Source organism: Streptomyces sp. NPDC059003 (genome assembly GCF_042740445.1).
Lineage (GTDB): Bacteria > Actinomycetota > Actinomycetes > Streptomycetales > Streptomycetaceae > Streptomyces.
Genome location: NZ_JBHYJH010000001.1, coordinates 148,009 through 162,100, shown reverse-complemented (window position 1 = coordinate 162,100; position 14,092 = coordinate 148,009). Strand labels below are relative to the sequence as shown.

11 protein-coding genes and 2 pseudogenes are annotated in these 14,092 nt (G+C 72.7%); 7 read left to right on the top strand and 6 right to left on the bottom strand.

Features of this window, described 5'->3' with window-relative positions:
• Positions 1–633: a hypothetical protein gene (locus ACFWZ5_RS00670; RefSeq protein WP_384787001.1), complete on the bottom strand. Its 633-nt coding sequence runs from the start codon at positions 631–633 to the stop codon at positions 1–3.
• Positions 634–765: 132 nt separating this feature from the next.
• Between ACFWZ5_RS00670 and ACFWZ5_RS00665 the strand changes: the two genes are divergently transcribed.
• From ACFWZ5_RS00665 to ACFWZ5_RS00655, 3 genes are all read left to right on the top strand, one after another.
• Positions 766–1,782, top strand: coding sequence for a YihY/virulence factor BrkB family protein (locus tag ACFWZ5_RS00665; RefSeq protein ID WP_384786998.1), 1,017 nt, complete (start codon positions 766–768; stop codon positions 1,780–1,782).
• A 213-nt stretch (positions 1,783–1,995) separates the two neighbouring features.
• Entirely contained in the window at positions 1,996–3,783 is a 1,788-nt protein-coding gene (locus ACFWZ5_RS00660) for a ribosome-inactivating family protein (protein ID WP_384786995.1), read from the top strand.
• Positions 3,784–3,869: 86 nt separating this feature from the next.
• Complete coding sequence (locus ACFWZ5_RS00655) at positions 3,870–5,135, top strand: amidohydrolase (RefSeq protein WP_384786992.1); 1,266 nt, start codon at positions 3,870–3,872, stop codon at positions 5,133–5,135.
• A gap of 18 nt (positions 5,136–5,153) precedes the next feature.
• On the opposite strand, the gene ACFWZ5_RS00650 is transcribed toward ACFWZ5_RS00655, so the two are convergent.
• On the bottom strand, positions 5,154–6,398 hold the full coding sequence (locus ACFWZ5_RS00650) for an FAD-dependent oxidoreductase (RefSeq protein WP_384786990.1): 1,245 nt from the start codon (positions 6,396–6,398) through the stop codon (positions 5,154–5,156).
• Positions 6,399–6,583: 185 nt separating this feature from the next.
• On the opposite strand from ACFWZ5_RS00650, the gene ACFWZ5_RS00645 reads away from it, so the two are divergent.
• A complete protein-coding gene (locus tag ACFWZ5_RS00645; RefSeq protein ID WP_384786987.1) occupies positions 6,584–7,702 on the top strand; it encodes an NAD(P)H-dependent flavin oxidoreductase in 1,119 nt (372 codons plus the stop codon).
• A 128-nt stretch (positions 7,703–7,830) separates the two neighbouring features.
• Positions 7,831–9,381 (top strand): acyl-CoA synthetase, encoded by a 1,551-nt coding sequence (locus ACFWZ5_RS00640; protein WP_384786984.1) that lies wholly within the window; start codon positions 7,831–7,833, stop codon positions 9,379–9,381.
• A 38-nt stretch (positions 9,382–9,419) separates the two neighbouring features.
• Here ACFWZ5_RS00640 and ACFWZ5_RS00635 read toward each other — a convergent pair whose 3' ends face one another.
• Positions 9,420–10,073, bottom strand: coding sequence for a TetR family transcriptional regulator (locus ACFWZ5_RS00635; RefSeq protein WP_384786981.1), 654 nt, complete (start codon positions 10,071–10,073; stop codon positions 9,420–9,422).
• A 75-nt stretch (positions 10,074–10,148) separates the two neighbouring features.
• On the opposite strand from ACFWZ5_RS00635, the gene ACFWZ5_RS00630 reads away from it, so the two are divergent.
• Positions 10,149–10,841 (top strand): NAD(P)-dependent oxidoreductase, encoded by a 693-nt coding sequence (locus tag ACFWZ5_RS00630; protein ID WP_384786978.1) that lies wholly within the window; start codon positions 10,149–10,151, stop codon positions 10,839–10,841.
• Positions 10,842–10,900: 59 nt separating this feature from the next.
• Here ACFWZ5_RS00630 and ACFWZ5_RS00625 read toward each other — a convergent pair whose 3' ends face one another.
• The 3 genes and pseudogenes from ACFWZ5_RS00625 to ACFWZ5_RS00615 all read right to left on the bottom strand — a co-directional run bounded on the left by ACFWZ5_RS00625 (position 10,901) and on the right by ACFWZ5_RS00615 (position 13,497).
• Positions 10,901–11,596: an MBL fold metallo-hydrolase gene (locus ACFWZ5_RS00625; RefSeq protein ID WP_384890054.1), complete on the bottom strand. Its 696-nt coding sequence runs from the start codon at positions 11,594–11,596 to the stop codon at positions 10,901–10,903.
• An 86-nt stretch (positions 11,597–11,682) separates the two neighbouring features.
• Positions 11,683–12,585: pseudogene (locus ACFWZ5_RS00620) on the bottom strand (penicillin acylase family protein); the annotation flags it as partial.
• 693 nt (positions 12,586–13,278) lie between these two features.
• Complete coding sequence (locus ACFWZ5_RS00615; RefSeq protein WP_384786972.1) at positions 13,279–13,497, bottom strand: helix-turn-helix domain-containing protein; 219 nt, start codon at positions 13,495–13,497, stop codon at positions 13,279–13,281.
• A gap of 23 nt (positions 13,498–13,520) precedes the next feature.
• Between ACFWZ5_RS00615 and ACFWZ5_RS00610 the strand changes: the two are divergent.
• Positions 13,521–13,880, top strand: a pseudogene (locus ACFWZ5_RS00610) (alpha/beta hydrolase); the annotation flags it as partial.
• Between the last annotated feature and the right edge of the window lie 212 nt (positions 13,881–14,092).

Sequence of the window (14,092 nt, the reverse complement as noted above, 5' to 3'; positions counted from 1 at the left end):
TCACCACCCCTTGCCGGTCTCGGGCGGCGGCACCCTCGGGGGCTCCGGCGAGGGGGGTCCGGGCGCCGGGGTGGCCGAGGTGCCGAGCCGCGGCATGGGCGGCGGGCCCTCGCCCGTTTCCAGGGCGGGGTCGGGCGCGTACGCGGGTACGGCGGCCTGTGGTCCTTCGTCCACGGGCGCACCCGTCGTGCCGGGTTCGGCCGCGCCGACTCCCCGGCCGACGCGGGACACGGCGAACCCGGCCGCCACCGCGGCGGCCAGGAAGAGCCCCGGGCGGCGCCGGGCGAACTGCCGTACGTCGTCGAGCAGCTCACCGGCACCGCGCCGCTCCAGGTGGTCGGCGAAGCCGTGCCCGCCGTCGGCGACGCGGCGCACGAGCGGGGCGGCGGGGGAGTCCGGCTTGGCGCTGTCGCCCATGTGCCGCAGGTCCGTCGACAGGTACCGGATGTGGGTGGCCAGGCGCCGCAACTGCACCCCGGTCTCGTCGACGGCCTGCTCCCGCAGCCGCTCGTACAGGTCGCGGCCCTGGGCGACGGACTCCTGGACCACATCGGTCGCGCCCTCCCGGGCGGCGCCTGCGGCACCGTGCCCTGTCACCCGGCCCCGGCGGCCCGGCTCTTGGGTCCGATCCATGGTTTCTCCTCGTGCAGAGTGCTGACGTCGGACGCGGCGCCGGGTACCCGCCGGTCCGATCGGAACACCGCCCCGCGCCCGGCCCGTGTACGGGGCGGAATGGTGTGGACGCCCCGGGTAACCCGCGCCGGTATGACGGACAGCGACAAGCGAACGCACGAACGGGACGACGGGCGGGACCTCGGCCCCGGCCCCGAAGTGGAGGAGGCGGCCCCGGACGAGCCGGGCCAACTGCCGGCCCGGTCCTGGTGGGCGGTGCTGCGCCGCACGGTCTCGGAGTTCCTGGACGACGACCTGCCCGACCGCGCCGCCCTCACGTACTACGGAGTCCTGTCGCTCTTCCCCGCGCTGCTCGTCCTGGTGTCCGTGCTCGGCGTGATCGGGGAGTCGGCCACCCGCGCCGTCCTGGACAACCTGGACACGCTCGCTCCCGGGCCGGTGCGCGACCTGCTGACCGACGCGGTACGGCAGTTGCAGGACAAGGGCGGCGTCAGCGGTGTCGTGGCCCTGCTCGGCCTCGCGGCGGCGCTCTGGTCTGCGTCCAGCTACGTAGCCGCGTTCATCCGCGCGGCCAACGCCGTCTACGACATGGCGGAGGGCCGCCCCGTGTGGAAGCGGACGCCGCTGCGCGTCGGCCTCACCGTGGCCTTGATGCTGCTGCTCGCCGTCAGCGCGGTCATCGTCGTGTTCACCGGCCCCCTCGCCGAGCGCGCCGGAGACACCGTCGGGGCGGGGGACGCCGCGGTCACCGCGTGGTCCTTCGCCAAGTGGCCGGTCCTCTTCGTCCTCGTGGTCCTGATGATCGCGCTGTTGTACTGGCGCGCGCCCAACGCCCGGACCGCGGGCTTCCGCTGGCTCAGCCCCGGCAGCGCGCTCGCCGTCGTCCTGTGGCTCGCCGCGTCCGCGGGGTTCGCGGTGTACGTGGCCAACTTCGGCTCGTACAACAAGACGTACGGCACCCTCGCGGGCGTCGTCATCTTCCTCGCCTGGCTGTGGCTGACGAACCTGGCCGTCCTGCTCGGCCTGGAATTCGACGCCGAACTCGCCCGCCAGCGCGCGATCAGCGGCGGCATGCCGGAGACGCAGGAGCCGTACGTGGAACCACGCGACACCCGCAAGTGGCCGCGGCACCGCAGTCCGGGCACATGACCGGACGGGCCCGTTCCAGCCGGCACCTCCATCCCGTCCCGGCATTCCAGGCCCACCCGTTTCGCCTGGTCACAGGGGTGAAACCGTTCCAGTGTCCCGGATCGGCCGGGCACTGTTGATCATCGCGTCGGTGGCCCCGCAGAGTGCGGAGCGCCGCTGACCACAGTGTCGGACGGCACGAGAGATCCGTACGACGAGGACGAGATGGTGAACGTGAGACCCCTGCCCCTGCCCGGTCGCGCCCCGCGGCCGAACCGACTGCGGCTCGCCGCGCACCTGCTGGTGTGTGCCCTGCTCGCCGGGCTCCTGAGCGTCACCGGGGCGGGCCGGTCCGCTGCCGCCGAAGCGACTCCCATGTCCTGGGAGTACACCGATGAGTACTCGAGCAACGGCCGTCGCGTCGCCGAGCGCGAGTACGTGCGCCTGCTGCGGGACATCCGCAGCTGGGCCGCCGTCCGCATACGCGACGGGAGGTCCCCCGACCGGTACTCAGACCCGCGCCGCACGGACCCCGCGCGCACCATGGACTTCCTGCCCCTGCGGCTGACCGCGATGACCGGCGAACAAGTGACGCTCCGGCTGCGGGCGAGCGATCTGTACGTGGTCGGGTTCTGGATCGGCGACGTGTACTACTACTTCTCCGACCACACCGACCTTCCGCCCCCGGGCAACATGCCGGGCGGGGCGCGCGCGTTGCGGTACGGCAGCAGCTACGGAGACATCGAAAGGCGGGCGGACCGGGCCCGTGGTCAGGTGACCGCCTCCGGATCGGGCGGTATGGCGCTGTCCAACGCTGTCCGGGACCTGGCTCGCAGCGATCCCGACGACGGCGTGGGTGGCCCGCGAGCGCTGCTCGTCCTGGCGCAGATGATCGCCGAGGCGACCCGCTTCTCCGTCATCGAGAACCAGATCCGCGACAACTGGTCCAACGCCGACGCGTACAACCTCCCCTACACGTCGGTGGGCTTGGAGAACAGCTGGCAACCCCTGTCCGCCGAAGCCATCAGGAACCGGCAGTCGCTGTCGGGCAACGACCTGGCCATCGCCCAGGGCGGCGCGGCCGATGCGGAGGGATCGTGCACGCCGTCGGGCTCGCGCCCCACCCCGACGCCGACCTGCGATCCGGGCGCGACCAGCCTCGTCCCGCTGACCACGTCGTACGGCACCGGCGCGACGGAGCGGATGAACTTCTTCAGCTACGCCACGTACACCGCGGTCGACGCCCCGCCCTCCGGCGAGGACCGGATCCTCGACGGCCCGACGCCCACCACCGGGACCTGGCCCGCACTCGACGAAACCGGTCTCTCCGAGCGGGTCGACGCCGCCCTGCCGGTGCCGAACACCGACACCGCACAGGCTTGGTTCTTCAGCGGCGACCAGTACGCGCGCATCGAGACGACACCCGCCGCCTCGCCGAACGGCCAGCACGTGATCGTCGGCAGGCGCTCCATCAAGGACAACTGGCCCTCCCTGGCCGAGGCGGGCTTCGACCGTGACATCGACGCGGCGCTCGTCGTGCCCGGCTCGGGCGGCCGCCAGGCGTGGTTCTTCAAGGGCGACCAGTTCATCAAGGTCCGCCTCGACGTCGGCGGACGGGGCGACGAACTCCTCTCGGGGCCCGGCCGCATCCGTGACTCCTGGGGCCCCCTCTCCCAGGCCGACTCGACCCCGAACTCGGACGTCCCCACCCACTTCACGTCCTCCCTCACGGGGGCGGCCACGGTGCCCGGCACGGGCGGCAAGGAGGCGTACTTCTTCAGCGGATCGCAGTACGTGCGGATCGCGCCCACACCAGGGAGCAATGACGACCGCCTCATCGAAGGACCGGCCGACATCGCCGCGGAGTGGCCGTCCCTGCGCGAGGCGGGCTACTTCATGCTGCCCGACCGGAAGTTCGTCCCGCGTGCCGCTCGATCCGCCACCGCGCCGGCCGAGCTCGTGCGGAGCGTGGCGAGCCGGACGGCGGCGGGCGTCGCGATCCTGCGCGGACCGTGGCAGTGAGCGGCCGTCGATAAAGGTGTGTACGGCAGCGATCTTGGGCAGCAGAGGGAGGCACGCCGTAGCAGCGAAGGAGTCGCATGGCAGACATGGCCGCTTCCCGGACCCCGTCAGCCGCTTCCCGGAACCGGGCGGCACTGGCCGGACTCGACGGCATCCGCGGGGACCTGACCGCGCTGTACCGGGACCTGCACGCCCATCCGGAGCGGGCCTTCGAGGAGCACCGGACGGCGCGTGAGATCGCCCGGCACGCCGAGGCGTACGGGTACGACGTGACGACCGGCGTCGGCCGTACGGGCGTCGTGGCCGTCCTCGCCCACGGTGAGGGCCCCACCGTGCTGCTGCGGGCCGACTGCGACGCGCTGCCGGTCACCGAACTGACCGGGCTGCCCTATGCCTCGCGCACCGAAGGCGTCATGCACGCCTGCGGCCACGACATGCACGTGACCTGTCTGCTCGGCGCGCTGAAGCTGCTCGCGGACGCCCGGGACCACTGGCGCGGGCGGATCGTCGCCGTCTTCCAGCCCGCCGAGGAGACCGGGCAGGGCGCGCGGGCCATGGTCGACGACAAGCTCTTCGAGCGATTCGGCACACCCGACGTGGTCCTCGGGCAGCATGTGGCGCCGCTGCCCGCGGGCATGGTCGCCTGCCACCCGGGACCGGCGTTCGCGGCCTCCGACTCGCTGAAGGTGGTGATGCACGGCACGGGCGCGCACGGCTCACGGCCCGAGACGTCCGTCGACCCGGTGGTGATGGCCGCCGCGACGGTGATGCGGCTGCAGACGGTCGTCTCGCGGGAGGTCCCGGGCGGCGAGACGGCGGTGCTCACCGTCGGCGCGCTGCAGGCGGGCACGGTGGACAACGTCATCCCGGACCGCGCCGAGCTGCGGCTCAGCATCCGTACGTACAAGGAAGAGGTACGGGCCCGGGTGCGCGCCGCCGTCGAGCGGATCGTGCGGGGCGAGGCGCTGGTGGCCGGGGCGGAGCGGGAGCCGGAGTTCACCGTGCTCGACGCGTTCCCCGTCGTGGAGAACGACGCGGCCGCGGTCGCCCGGACCATGGGCGCCGTCGAGGCGGTGCTCGGCGACGGCACGGTCGTCGACCCGGGCCCGGTGACCGGCAGCGAGGACGTCGGGATCCTCGGCACGGCGGCCGGCGCGCCCGTCTGCTACTGGCTGTTCGGGGGCTGCGACCCGGAGGCGTACGCCGCGGCGGCGGCCGCAGGGACCGTGGAGCGGGACATCCCCTCCAACCACTCGCCCCGGTTCGCCCCGGAGCCCGAACCGGCCGTCACCACCGGCGTGACCGCGCTGACGACGGCGGCCCTGGAGTGGCTCGGGCACCCCGAAGGGTAGCCGGGCACCTCGTGAGCGTCAGCCCGCCCTGGCCGCCCGCCGCCGCGCGAACCCCGGCGCGTGCTCCGGGCGGACCCCCACCCCGCCCATGTACCCGGCCACCGTCCGCAGCGCGGGCACCTTCTGCAGGAGCTTGAACGGGGTCGGGAGCCGGTCGCCGCGGAGCGTCCCGGCGAGGGCGGGGCGCAGCAGCGTGTCGTGCTCGGCGAGCTGCGACCGCTGCGTCACGACGGTGGGCAGCCGGCGGCGCTTCTGCACGCGCCGCAGGTCGTCCATGCCGACGTCGCCGCGCCGCAGCGGCGTCACGAGGATGCGGGCCGCCGCGACCGCGTCCTGGACCGCGAGGTTGACGCCGACCCCGCCGACCGGCGACATGATGTGCGCGGCGTCCCCGATGCACAGCAGCCCGTCCACGTACCAGCGGCGCAGCCGTCCCATCGTGACGTCGAGGAGCTTCACGTCGTCCCAGGAGCGGATCTCGCGCAGCGCGTCGCGGTCCCAGTCGAGCAGGTCGCCGAGCCGGTCGCGGAACCAGTCGATGCCGTGGGCGCGCAGCCGTTCGTCCGCGCCCTTCTCGATGAGGTAGGAGGTCTGGTAGTAGTCGCCGCGGTCCATCGTGGCGGCGATCTGGCCGTCCCGTACGCTCATGAAGACGCGGCCGTTCTTGGTCGCGTCGCGCGGCGCGGGCACCCGCACCTGCCAGACGTCCATGGGCACGTCGACGTAGTCGGGCACGAGCCCGGCGGCGGCCCGCACCACCGAGTCCCGCCCGTCGCAGGCGACCACGAGCTCGGCGTCCAGCTCGCCGGTGTCGCCGTCCTCGGACGTGTACGTGACGCCGGTGACCTTCCCCGCCGCGTCCTTGCGCAGCCCCGTCACCGCCGTGCGCATCCGCAGCGTGAACCGGGGCTCCTCGGCGGCCGCGGTCGCGAGCAGGTCGAGGAAGTCCCACTGCGGGACCATCGCGATGTACTTGTGCCGGCCCGGGATGCGGCGCAGGTCGCCCGCGATGACGGTGGTGCCCTCGATGTGCATCCGCATCTCGTGCAGCCTGCGGGCGGGGAGCCGGGCGAAGGCCTCGCCGAGCCCCAGCTCGTCGAGCAGCCGCAGGGTCGACGGGTGCACGGTGTCCCCGCGGAAGTCCCGCAGGAAGTCCCCGTGCTTCTCGAGCACGGTCACGTCCACCCCGCCACGGGCGAGCAGCAGTCCCAGCATCATCCCCGCGGGGCCGCCCCCCACTACACAGCACGTCGTGCGCTTCATCGTGCACGTCCTCCCTTGTCGTGTACGAGCACTCTAACCGACCGGTCAGAAGTCTGACCGGTCGGTTAGATCACATCCGGCAGGTCACATCCGAGGGATCGCATCCGAGGCGTCGCAACCAGGAAATCTGACACCGCATCAGAAAATCTCTTCCGTCGTCCGGGCCGCTGCGGCATCCTGCGCGCATGCAGACGGAGCTGAGCGAGCGCCTGGGTGTCGAGTACGCCGTCTTCGGGTTCACCCCGTTCCCCGCTGTCGCCGCCGCCCTCAGCAGGGCCGGGGGGTTCGGGGTGCTCGGCGCGGTGCGGTACGCGGCACCCGACGACCTCGCGCGCGACCTGGACTGGATGCAGGAGCACGTAGACGGCCGGCCCTACGGCCTGGACGTGGTGATGCCCGCGAAGAAGGTCGAGGCACCGGACGGGCAGGCACTGACCGAGGCCGACGTCGAGGCCATGATTCCCGCGGGGCACCGGCAGTTCGTCCAGGACACCCTCGCCAAGTTCGCAGTGCCGGAGCTCGCCGAGGGTGAGGCGTCCGGCTGGCGCATCACCGGCTGGATGGAACAGGTCGCCCGCAGTCAGCTCGACGTCGCCTTCGACTACCCGATCAAGCTGCTCGCCAACGCGCTCGGCTCGCCGCCCGCCGACGTCGTCGTCCGCGCCCACGACCACGGCGTCCTCGTCGCCGCCCTCGCGGGCAGCGCCCGGCACGCGCGCAAGCACGCCGACGCGGGCATCGACATCGTCGTCGCGCAGGGCTACGAGGCGGGCGGCCACACCGGCGAGATCGCGACGATGGTCCTCACGCCCGAGGTCGTCGACGCCGTCGCCCCGCTGCCCGTGCTCGCCGCGGGCGGCATCGGCAGCGGCGAACAGGCCGCCGCCGCACTGGCGTTGGGGGCCCAGGGCGTGTGGACGGGGTCCATCTGGCTGACCACCACCGAGGCCGAGCTGCACTCGCGGGCGCTCACGGCCAAGCTCCTGGCGGCGGGCTCCGGTGACACGGTCCGCTCGCGGGCCCTGACCGGCAAGCCCGCGCGGCAGCTGCGCACCGCGTGGACGGACGCCTGGGACGACCCGAGCGGCCCGGGCGCGCTGCCGATGCCGCTGCAGGGGCTCCTCGTGGCCGATGCCGTGTCGCGCATCCAGAAGCACGAGGTGGAGCCGCTGCTCGGTACGCCCGTCGGGCAGATCGTCGGGCGGATGAACGAGGAGCGCAGCGTGCGGGCGGTCCTCGACGATCTCACCCGGGGCTTCGAGCGTGCCATCGACCGCCTCAACCGCGTCGCGGGCCGCGCCTGATCCGCCACCGACAAGCCGCGGCAGGCCACCGGGCCGCGGCAGGAACCACTGAGCCGCGGCAGGCCACCGAGCCGTGGCAGGAGCCACCGAGTCGCAGCAGGAGCCGACCAGCAGAAGGAGCCGACACCATGTCCCCAGCGCCCAACGGCTTCTGGGCCCAGGCCACGGCCGACCCGGACCGCGTCGTCCTCACCGCGCCGGACGGCGAGCGGTGGACCGCGGGCCGCCTGCACGCGGAGGTCAACCGACTGGTGCACGGACTGCGCGCCGCGGGCCTCGACCGCGGTGACGCGTTCGCCGTCGTGCTGCCCAACGGCGTGGAGCTCCTCACCGCGTACCTCGCCGCCACCCAGGCGGGCCTGTACCTCGTCCCCGTCAACCACCACCTGGTCGGCCCGGAGATCGCCTGGATCGTCGCCGACTCCGGCGCCAAGGTCCTGATCGCCCACGAGCGGTTCGCCGACGGGGCCACCGCCGCGGCCGACGAGGCCGGACTCCCGGCCGCGCGCCGCTACGCCGTCGGCGACGTGCCCGGCTTCCGCCCCTACCGCGAACTCCTCGCCGGGCAGCCCGAGTCGGCGCCGTCCGAGCGCACCCTCGGCTGGGTCATGAACTACACCTCGGGGACGACCGGCAGGCCCCGCGGCATCCGCCGCCCGCTGCCGGGCAGGCCGCCGGAGGAGGCCTCCCTGGGCGGATTCCTCGGCATCTTCGGCATCCGCCCCTTCGACGGCAACGTGCACCTGGTCTGCTCGCCGCTCTACCACACGGCCGTGCTCCAGTTCGCGGGCGCCGCCCTGCACATCGGCCACCCCCTCGTCCTCATGGACAAGTGGACCCCGCAGGAGATGCTCCGCCTGATCGACGCCCACCGGTGCACGCACACCCACATGGTGCCGACCCAGTTCCACCGCCTCCTCGCGCTGCCCGAGGAGACCAGGGCCGCGTACGACGTGTCGTCGATGCGGCACGCCATCCACGGGGCGGCGCCCTGCCCGGACCAGGTGAAGCGGGCGATGATCGAGTGGTGGGGGGAGTGCGTCGAGGAGTACTACGCGGCCAGCGAGGGCGGCGGCGCGTTCGCGACCGCGCAGGACTGGCTGAAGCGGCCCGGCACGGTCGGCAAGGCCTGGCCCATCAGCGAGCTCGCCGTCTTCGACGACGACGGGAACCGGCTGCCGCCCGGTGAGCTGGGCACCGTCTACATGAAGATGAACACCGGCGGATTCTCGTACCACAAGGACGAGTCGAAGACGCGGAAGAACCGCATCGGCGACTTCTTCACCGTCGGCGACCTCGGCCACCTCGACGAGGACGGCTACCTCTACCTCCGCGACCGCAAGATCGACATGATCATCTCGGGCGGTGTCAACATCTACCCGGCCGAGATTGAGGCCGCGCTGCTCGCCCACCCCGCGGTCGCCGACGCCGCCGCGTTCGGCATCCCGCACGACGACTGGGGCGAGGAGGTCAAGGCGGTCGTGGAGCCCGCCGACGGGCACGCGCCGGACGACGCGCTCGCCGCGGACATCCTGCGCCACTGCGGGCGCCAGCTCGCGGGCTACAAGCGGCCCAGGAGCGTCGACTTCATCGCGGCCATGCCGCGCGACCCGAACGGCAAGCTGTACAAGCGGCGGCTGCGCGAGCCGTACTGGGAGGGCCGCGAGCGGGCGGTGTGACGCCCGGCCCGGCCCAGCCCGGCTCAGCTCAGCTCAGTTCAGCTCGTCACGTGAACTCCCCGTCTCCTCCTCGCGGCTGCCGTGGCTGCCGTGGTTGCCGCGGTGCGCGGCCTCGGGGCCAGTGCCGCGCGCAGCGCCGGGGTGAGGACGCGGCGGGTCTCGGACGGCGTGAGGGTGGCGGGGGTGGGGAGGGGGTTGAGGTAGCGGATGTAGATGAGCCCTCCGAGGATCGTCACCACGGCCGTGGCGCGGGCGGCCGCGTCCCGGCCGCCGAGAAATTCAACAAGCCGGGACAGCAGCTCCTGTTCCAGATACTCGCGGATCGCCGCGGCGGCCTCGTCGCCCTGCGCGGTGAGCTGCCGGAAGTCCGCGTCCTCCCACAGGCCCGTCACCGCGTCGACCAGGCGGTCGGGGAGGGTGGCCGGGTCGCCGGCCAGGACGTCGTCCACCGCGAGCGCGTTGGCGCACGCGAACTGCATCACGTCCGCGAACAGGCCCTTCTTCGACCCGAAGTGGTACGAGATGAGCGCCGGGTCGACCCCGGCGGCCCCGGCCACCGCGCGCAGGGTGGTGCGCCGGTAGCCGTGCTCCAGGAACAGCGCACGGGCCGCCGAGACGATCGACTCGCGGGTCGGCGGGTTGCCGCGGGGGCGGCCTCGGGTGCGGGAGGGAGCGGGGGCGGCGATATTCATCGGCGTTGAGCCTGCGTTTTGTGATCGGCACTGTCAAGGGCGTTCCAGGAGTCGTACGAAAGGATCCCCGCCCTCATGCGTATCGCAGTCTTCGGCGCCAACGGACCGACCGGCCGCCACCTCACCGACCAGGCACTCGCCGCCGGCCACGAGGTCGTCGCCGTGACCCGCCGCCCAGGCTCCCTGTCCGCGCGGCCCGGCCTCGCCGTGGCCGTCGCCGACGCCACCGACCCGGTGGCCGTCGACGCCGCGATCAGCGGGACGGACGCCGTCCTGTCCGCCCTCGGCGCGCGCTTCAGCAAGGAGACCATCACCACGTACTCGGCGAGCGCCGCGGCCATCACCGGGGCCATGGCCCGCCACGGCGTCAAGCGGCTGCTCGCCGTCAGCTCCAGCATCGCCGACCCGGCCTGGCGCCCCACCGGCGCGCACTTCTTCAACCACGTGCTCGACCCGCTGGTGAACCGGCGCCTCGGCCGCACCCTCCACGAGGACATGCGCCGCATGGAGGCGGTGATCCGGCAGACGGACCTCGACTGGACCCTCGTCCGGCCGTCGGGCCTGTTCGAGCACCCCGTCGTCACGGACTTCCACACCGCGGAGACCAGCGCCGACGGCGTCTTCACGGCCCGCGCCGACCTGGCCGCGAGCATGCTGGACGAGCTGGCGGAGCGGCGGTACGTCCGTACGGCCATGGGCGTCATCACCACGGCCGTGAAGCCGAACCTGGCCAAGCTGATCTGGAACGAGGGCGTGAAGAAGAAGTGAGCCGGGGGATCGTCGAACACCCGGCGGCTATGGGCCGGCGCGCCGGTCCCCGAACCGGCTCACCCGGCGTCCGACGGCTCCCACACCGAGTGGTCGTGGGCGAAGCACACGCGCCGCGGCGCGAAGTCGGCGAGCCGGTCCAGCCAGTCCGGGTACGGCGGCAGGGGCGGTGCCGCGCCGTCCCGCGCGGCCTCGCGGGCCAGCTGGTCCGACGCGAAGGAGGACGCGGTGTCGTGCGCCTGGCCCGCGAGCACCACGGCACCGTCCCCGCGGTCCAGGACCAGCGACTGGTGCCCCGGAGTGTGCCCCGGCGTCGGGACGATCCGGACGCCCGGCCAGATCTCGGCCTCGCCGGTGAACTCCTCGTACACCGCGCCGGGGAAGTCGACCAACTGCTCGGCGGTGTAACCGGGTTGGCGGGCCGCGGCGAGTTCGGCGCTCTGTACCAGGACGGGCGTGCCGCTCAGCGAGGGGTTGCCGCCGCAGTGGTCGAAGTGCAGATGGCAGTTCACGACGACGGAGAGGTCCGCGAGCGCCACCCCGGCCGCCGCCAGGGCGTCCGGGAGCGGGCGGCGCCGGGGCCGGTAGTGCGCCTCCGTGTCGGCGCCCGCGTCGCCGATGCCGGTGTCGAAGAGGAGCAGCCCCCGCTCGTGCCGGACCAGATAGGCGAGCGCGGGCTCCACGCGCGGCTGCGGTCCGCCCGTCTCGGACGCGGGCCGGAAGAAGTACCCCAGGTCAAGTCGGCGTATCGCCATGGTCGTTCCCATAGGGGCAGCCTGACAGAGGGGTACCCCGCCGCCCGTCCGGTCTGCTGACGGCAGACCTGGACCGGGACGCCGCGTCAGCGCTCGCGCACCTTCACCACCTTCAGGCCGGGTGCCGTGCGGATGTCCTTCTCGCAGAACCGCGAGGTCACCCAGCGCTCGTCGGTGTACAGGCGGGTCTGGTCGCTGTAGTGCGGGGAGTTGGGGTCGGACGACTGGGAGTAGGTCAGGAGCGTGCGGGCCTTCGGGCACGGGGACGGGCCCCAGCCGACGGCCTGGATGTGGCTTGAGCCGTGTCTGACCTCCGTGTAGCCGCCGCTCTGCGGGTGCCAGTCGAGGTCGAGCTTGTTCCAGACGCCCAGGGACTCGGTGCCGCCGTGGATCGGAAGCCGCTTGCCGCCGCGGACGACGAACTGGTGGTCGCCGAGCCGGGAGCCGAGCGGGATGCCCGCCGCCGTCAGCTCCGTGACCGCGTCGGCGAGTGCCGTGGCGAAGCCCGGCGCGTCCGTGTTGAGCGTGTGCGGCGTGCGCACCGGGTCGGACGCGGAGAACGGCACCTTCCACAGCTGCGCGTTCGGCACCTTCGCCGTCAGGGCACGCCAGAACCGGTCGAAGAGCAGCGCGCCCCTGCTGTCCGTGTTCATGGTGCGGTCCCAGGACTTCAGTACCGCACAGGCCCCGGTCACGTCGACGGCCTTGCCGTCACTGGTCGTCGCCGACCCCGACGGGAGTGCGGCGCAGGCCCGGGCGGCGTCGGCCGCGGCGAGGTCGCCCGCGGGCGCGCGGTTCGCGAACTGCTGCCGCTGCAGGTCCGCGACCGTCAGGCCGCCGCGGTCCGCCATCTTCGCGACGTCCTCGATGGCTCCGCGCGTACGCATCGAGCGCTGGGTGCCGACGGTGCCGAAGATCCGCTCGTACCCGGTGAGCGGCCGGTCGGCGTTGGACAGCCAGGGACTGTCGTTGGAGTTGGCCAAGGTAGGGGGCGTGGAGAAGGACGCTGGTCAACCTAGCTGTTAAATGGTGCTTCCACGTCACCGAATGGGCTCTTCTGCGGGTCGTTATCACCTTCCTCCACGACGACCTTCGCCTTTCGCGGCACTGGGTCCTCAAAGACCTCGGCATGCTCCTCGGCACTCTGTTCCTGCTGACCGCCGCGTGGGAGACATCGCCGAAGAGGTCAGGATCGGACGCCGCGCGACGGCACCCCCAGGCCCGGGCTCTACCAGCACCTCGCCGAAGAGTTCGAACGGCGGCTGCAGGAACTCCGGGCCGCCGGAGAGATTGTCGCCCCGAGGGACGCCCAGGTAGACCGGCTCAAGCAACAGGTCGACGAGCTGAGAAAGCGGATCGCCACCGAGATGAGCAGCTGGCCGAGCTGACCGAGTTCAAGGTCCTGGCGATCTCCCGGCTGGCTGCCCAGTACGACGAGATCGAGCGCCTGCGCGAGCAAGCCACCAACGGCGAGAACGTCAGGCAGCCGTTGTTCAACTGCACGAGCCGTACGGTGCCGCGCCGTTGCGGGAGACGGGCAGACGGCGCCGGGACTGACCGAGGTCGCCGAGGTGTAGGGGTGCCGGTAAGAACCGTGTCACCGATCCTGCTGGCTTATTGGGGTCCCAGTAGTACTCGTCGAGAAAACAACGGCGTAGCCCCTGGCCTGGGATGATGGGCGGCTACCCGGTCTCAGTGGGCTCGCTGGCGACCTTGCTGAGGTGGCGGCAGATGGTGGGGCGGGTGACGCCGAATTCGTCGGCGATCTGTTGGACGGTGTAGTCGCCGGAGTCGTGAATCTCCCGGGCGAGCTGCACCTGGCGGGGGCCGAGCTTGGGTGTCCGGCCGCCGGTGCGGCTGCGGGAGCGGGCGGCGGCCAGGCCGTCGCACGCCCCACACACAAGGCCATCAGGCCCGCACGCGCTTCGGCAGGCCCGCAGCCGATCCCGCCGCGTTCGGGATGCCGACCGGGGATGACGGTCGCTGTGACGATCCGCTGCTGTCCGACCGCTCGTGGGCGGTCAGCAGCTACCGCCCCGAGGCCGACGCGCTGCTGGCGGCGCCGACGCGGGTCGTGATCGCGGTGGGGGAGGAGTCCGAGGACGTCTTCACCGGGCGGACCGCGGTGGCGACGGCCCGACTGCTCGGCCGGCAGACGGTGGTGTTCCCCAGCCACCACGGCGGCTTCCTCGACGGCGAGTTCGGCTACGCCGGGCAGCCCGCCGCTTTCGCGCTCAGGCCCTGTGAGGTCCTCGACGGCGCCGGCGACGTCTCCGTGGATTGATGCCTCCCTTCCCGCCGTGTCCTGTTGGAAGGACACGGCTCGGAAGGACACCACAGGTTGGACAACCACTTGCCCGCACCCGGCACCAAGTGGTCTTGACCGGCTGATCCACGTCCGTGAAGGTGGGCGATCGCGGAGCCCTCCGCGTCCCTGGGCCGTTGGCCCGAGGGGTTGGTCCCTGCGTGCTCGTCCGGTGCGTCGGCTGCGTACAA

Coding starts and splice junctions, on each gene's coding strand:
- ACFWZ5_RS00670 (WP_384787001.1), bottom strand. CDS start 633: ATGGATCGGACCCAAGAGCCGGGCCGCCGGGGCCGGGTGACAGGGCAC.
- ACFWZ5_RS00665 (WP_384786998.1), top strand. CDS start 766: ATGACGGACAGCGACAAGCGAACGCACGAACGGGACGACGGGCGGGAC.
- ACFWZ5_RS00655 (WP_384786992.1), top strand. CDS start 3,870: ATGGCCGCTTCCCGGACCCCGTCAGCCGCTTCCCGGAACCGGGCGGCA.
- ACFWZ5_RS00650 (WP_384786990.1), bottom strand. CDS start 6,398: ATGAAGCGCACGACGTGCTGTGTAGTGGGGGGCGGCCCCGCGGGGATG.
- ACFWZ5_RS00645 (WP_384786987.1), top strand. CDS start 6,584: ATGCAGACGGAGCTGAGCGAGCGCCTGGGTGTCGAGTACGCCGTCTTC.
- ACFWZ5_RS00640 (WP_384786984.1), top strand. CDS start 7,831: ATGTCCCCAGCGCCCAACGGCTTCTGGGCCCAGGCCACGGCCGACCCG.
- ACFWZ5_RS00635 (WP_384786981.1), bottom strand. CDS start 10,073: ATGAATATCGCCGCCCCCGCTCCCTCCCGCACCCGAGGCCGCCCCCGC.
- ACFWZ5_RS00630 (WP_384786978.1), top strand. CDS start 10,149: ATGCGTATCGCAGTCTTCGGCGCCAACGGACCGACCGGCCGCCACCTC.
- ACFWZ5_RS00625 (WP_384890054.1), bottom strand. CDS start 11,596: ATGGCGATACGCCGACTTGACCTGGGGTACTTCTTCCGGCCCGCGTCC.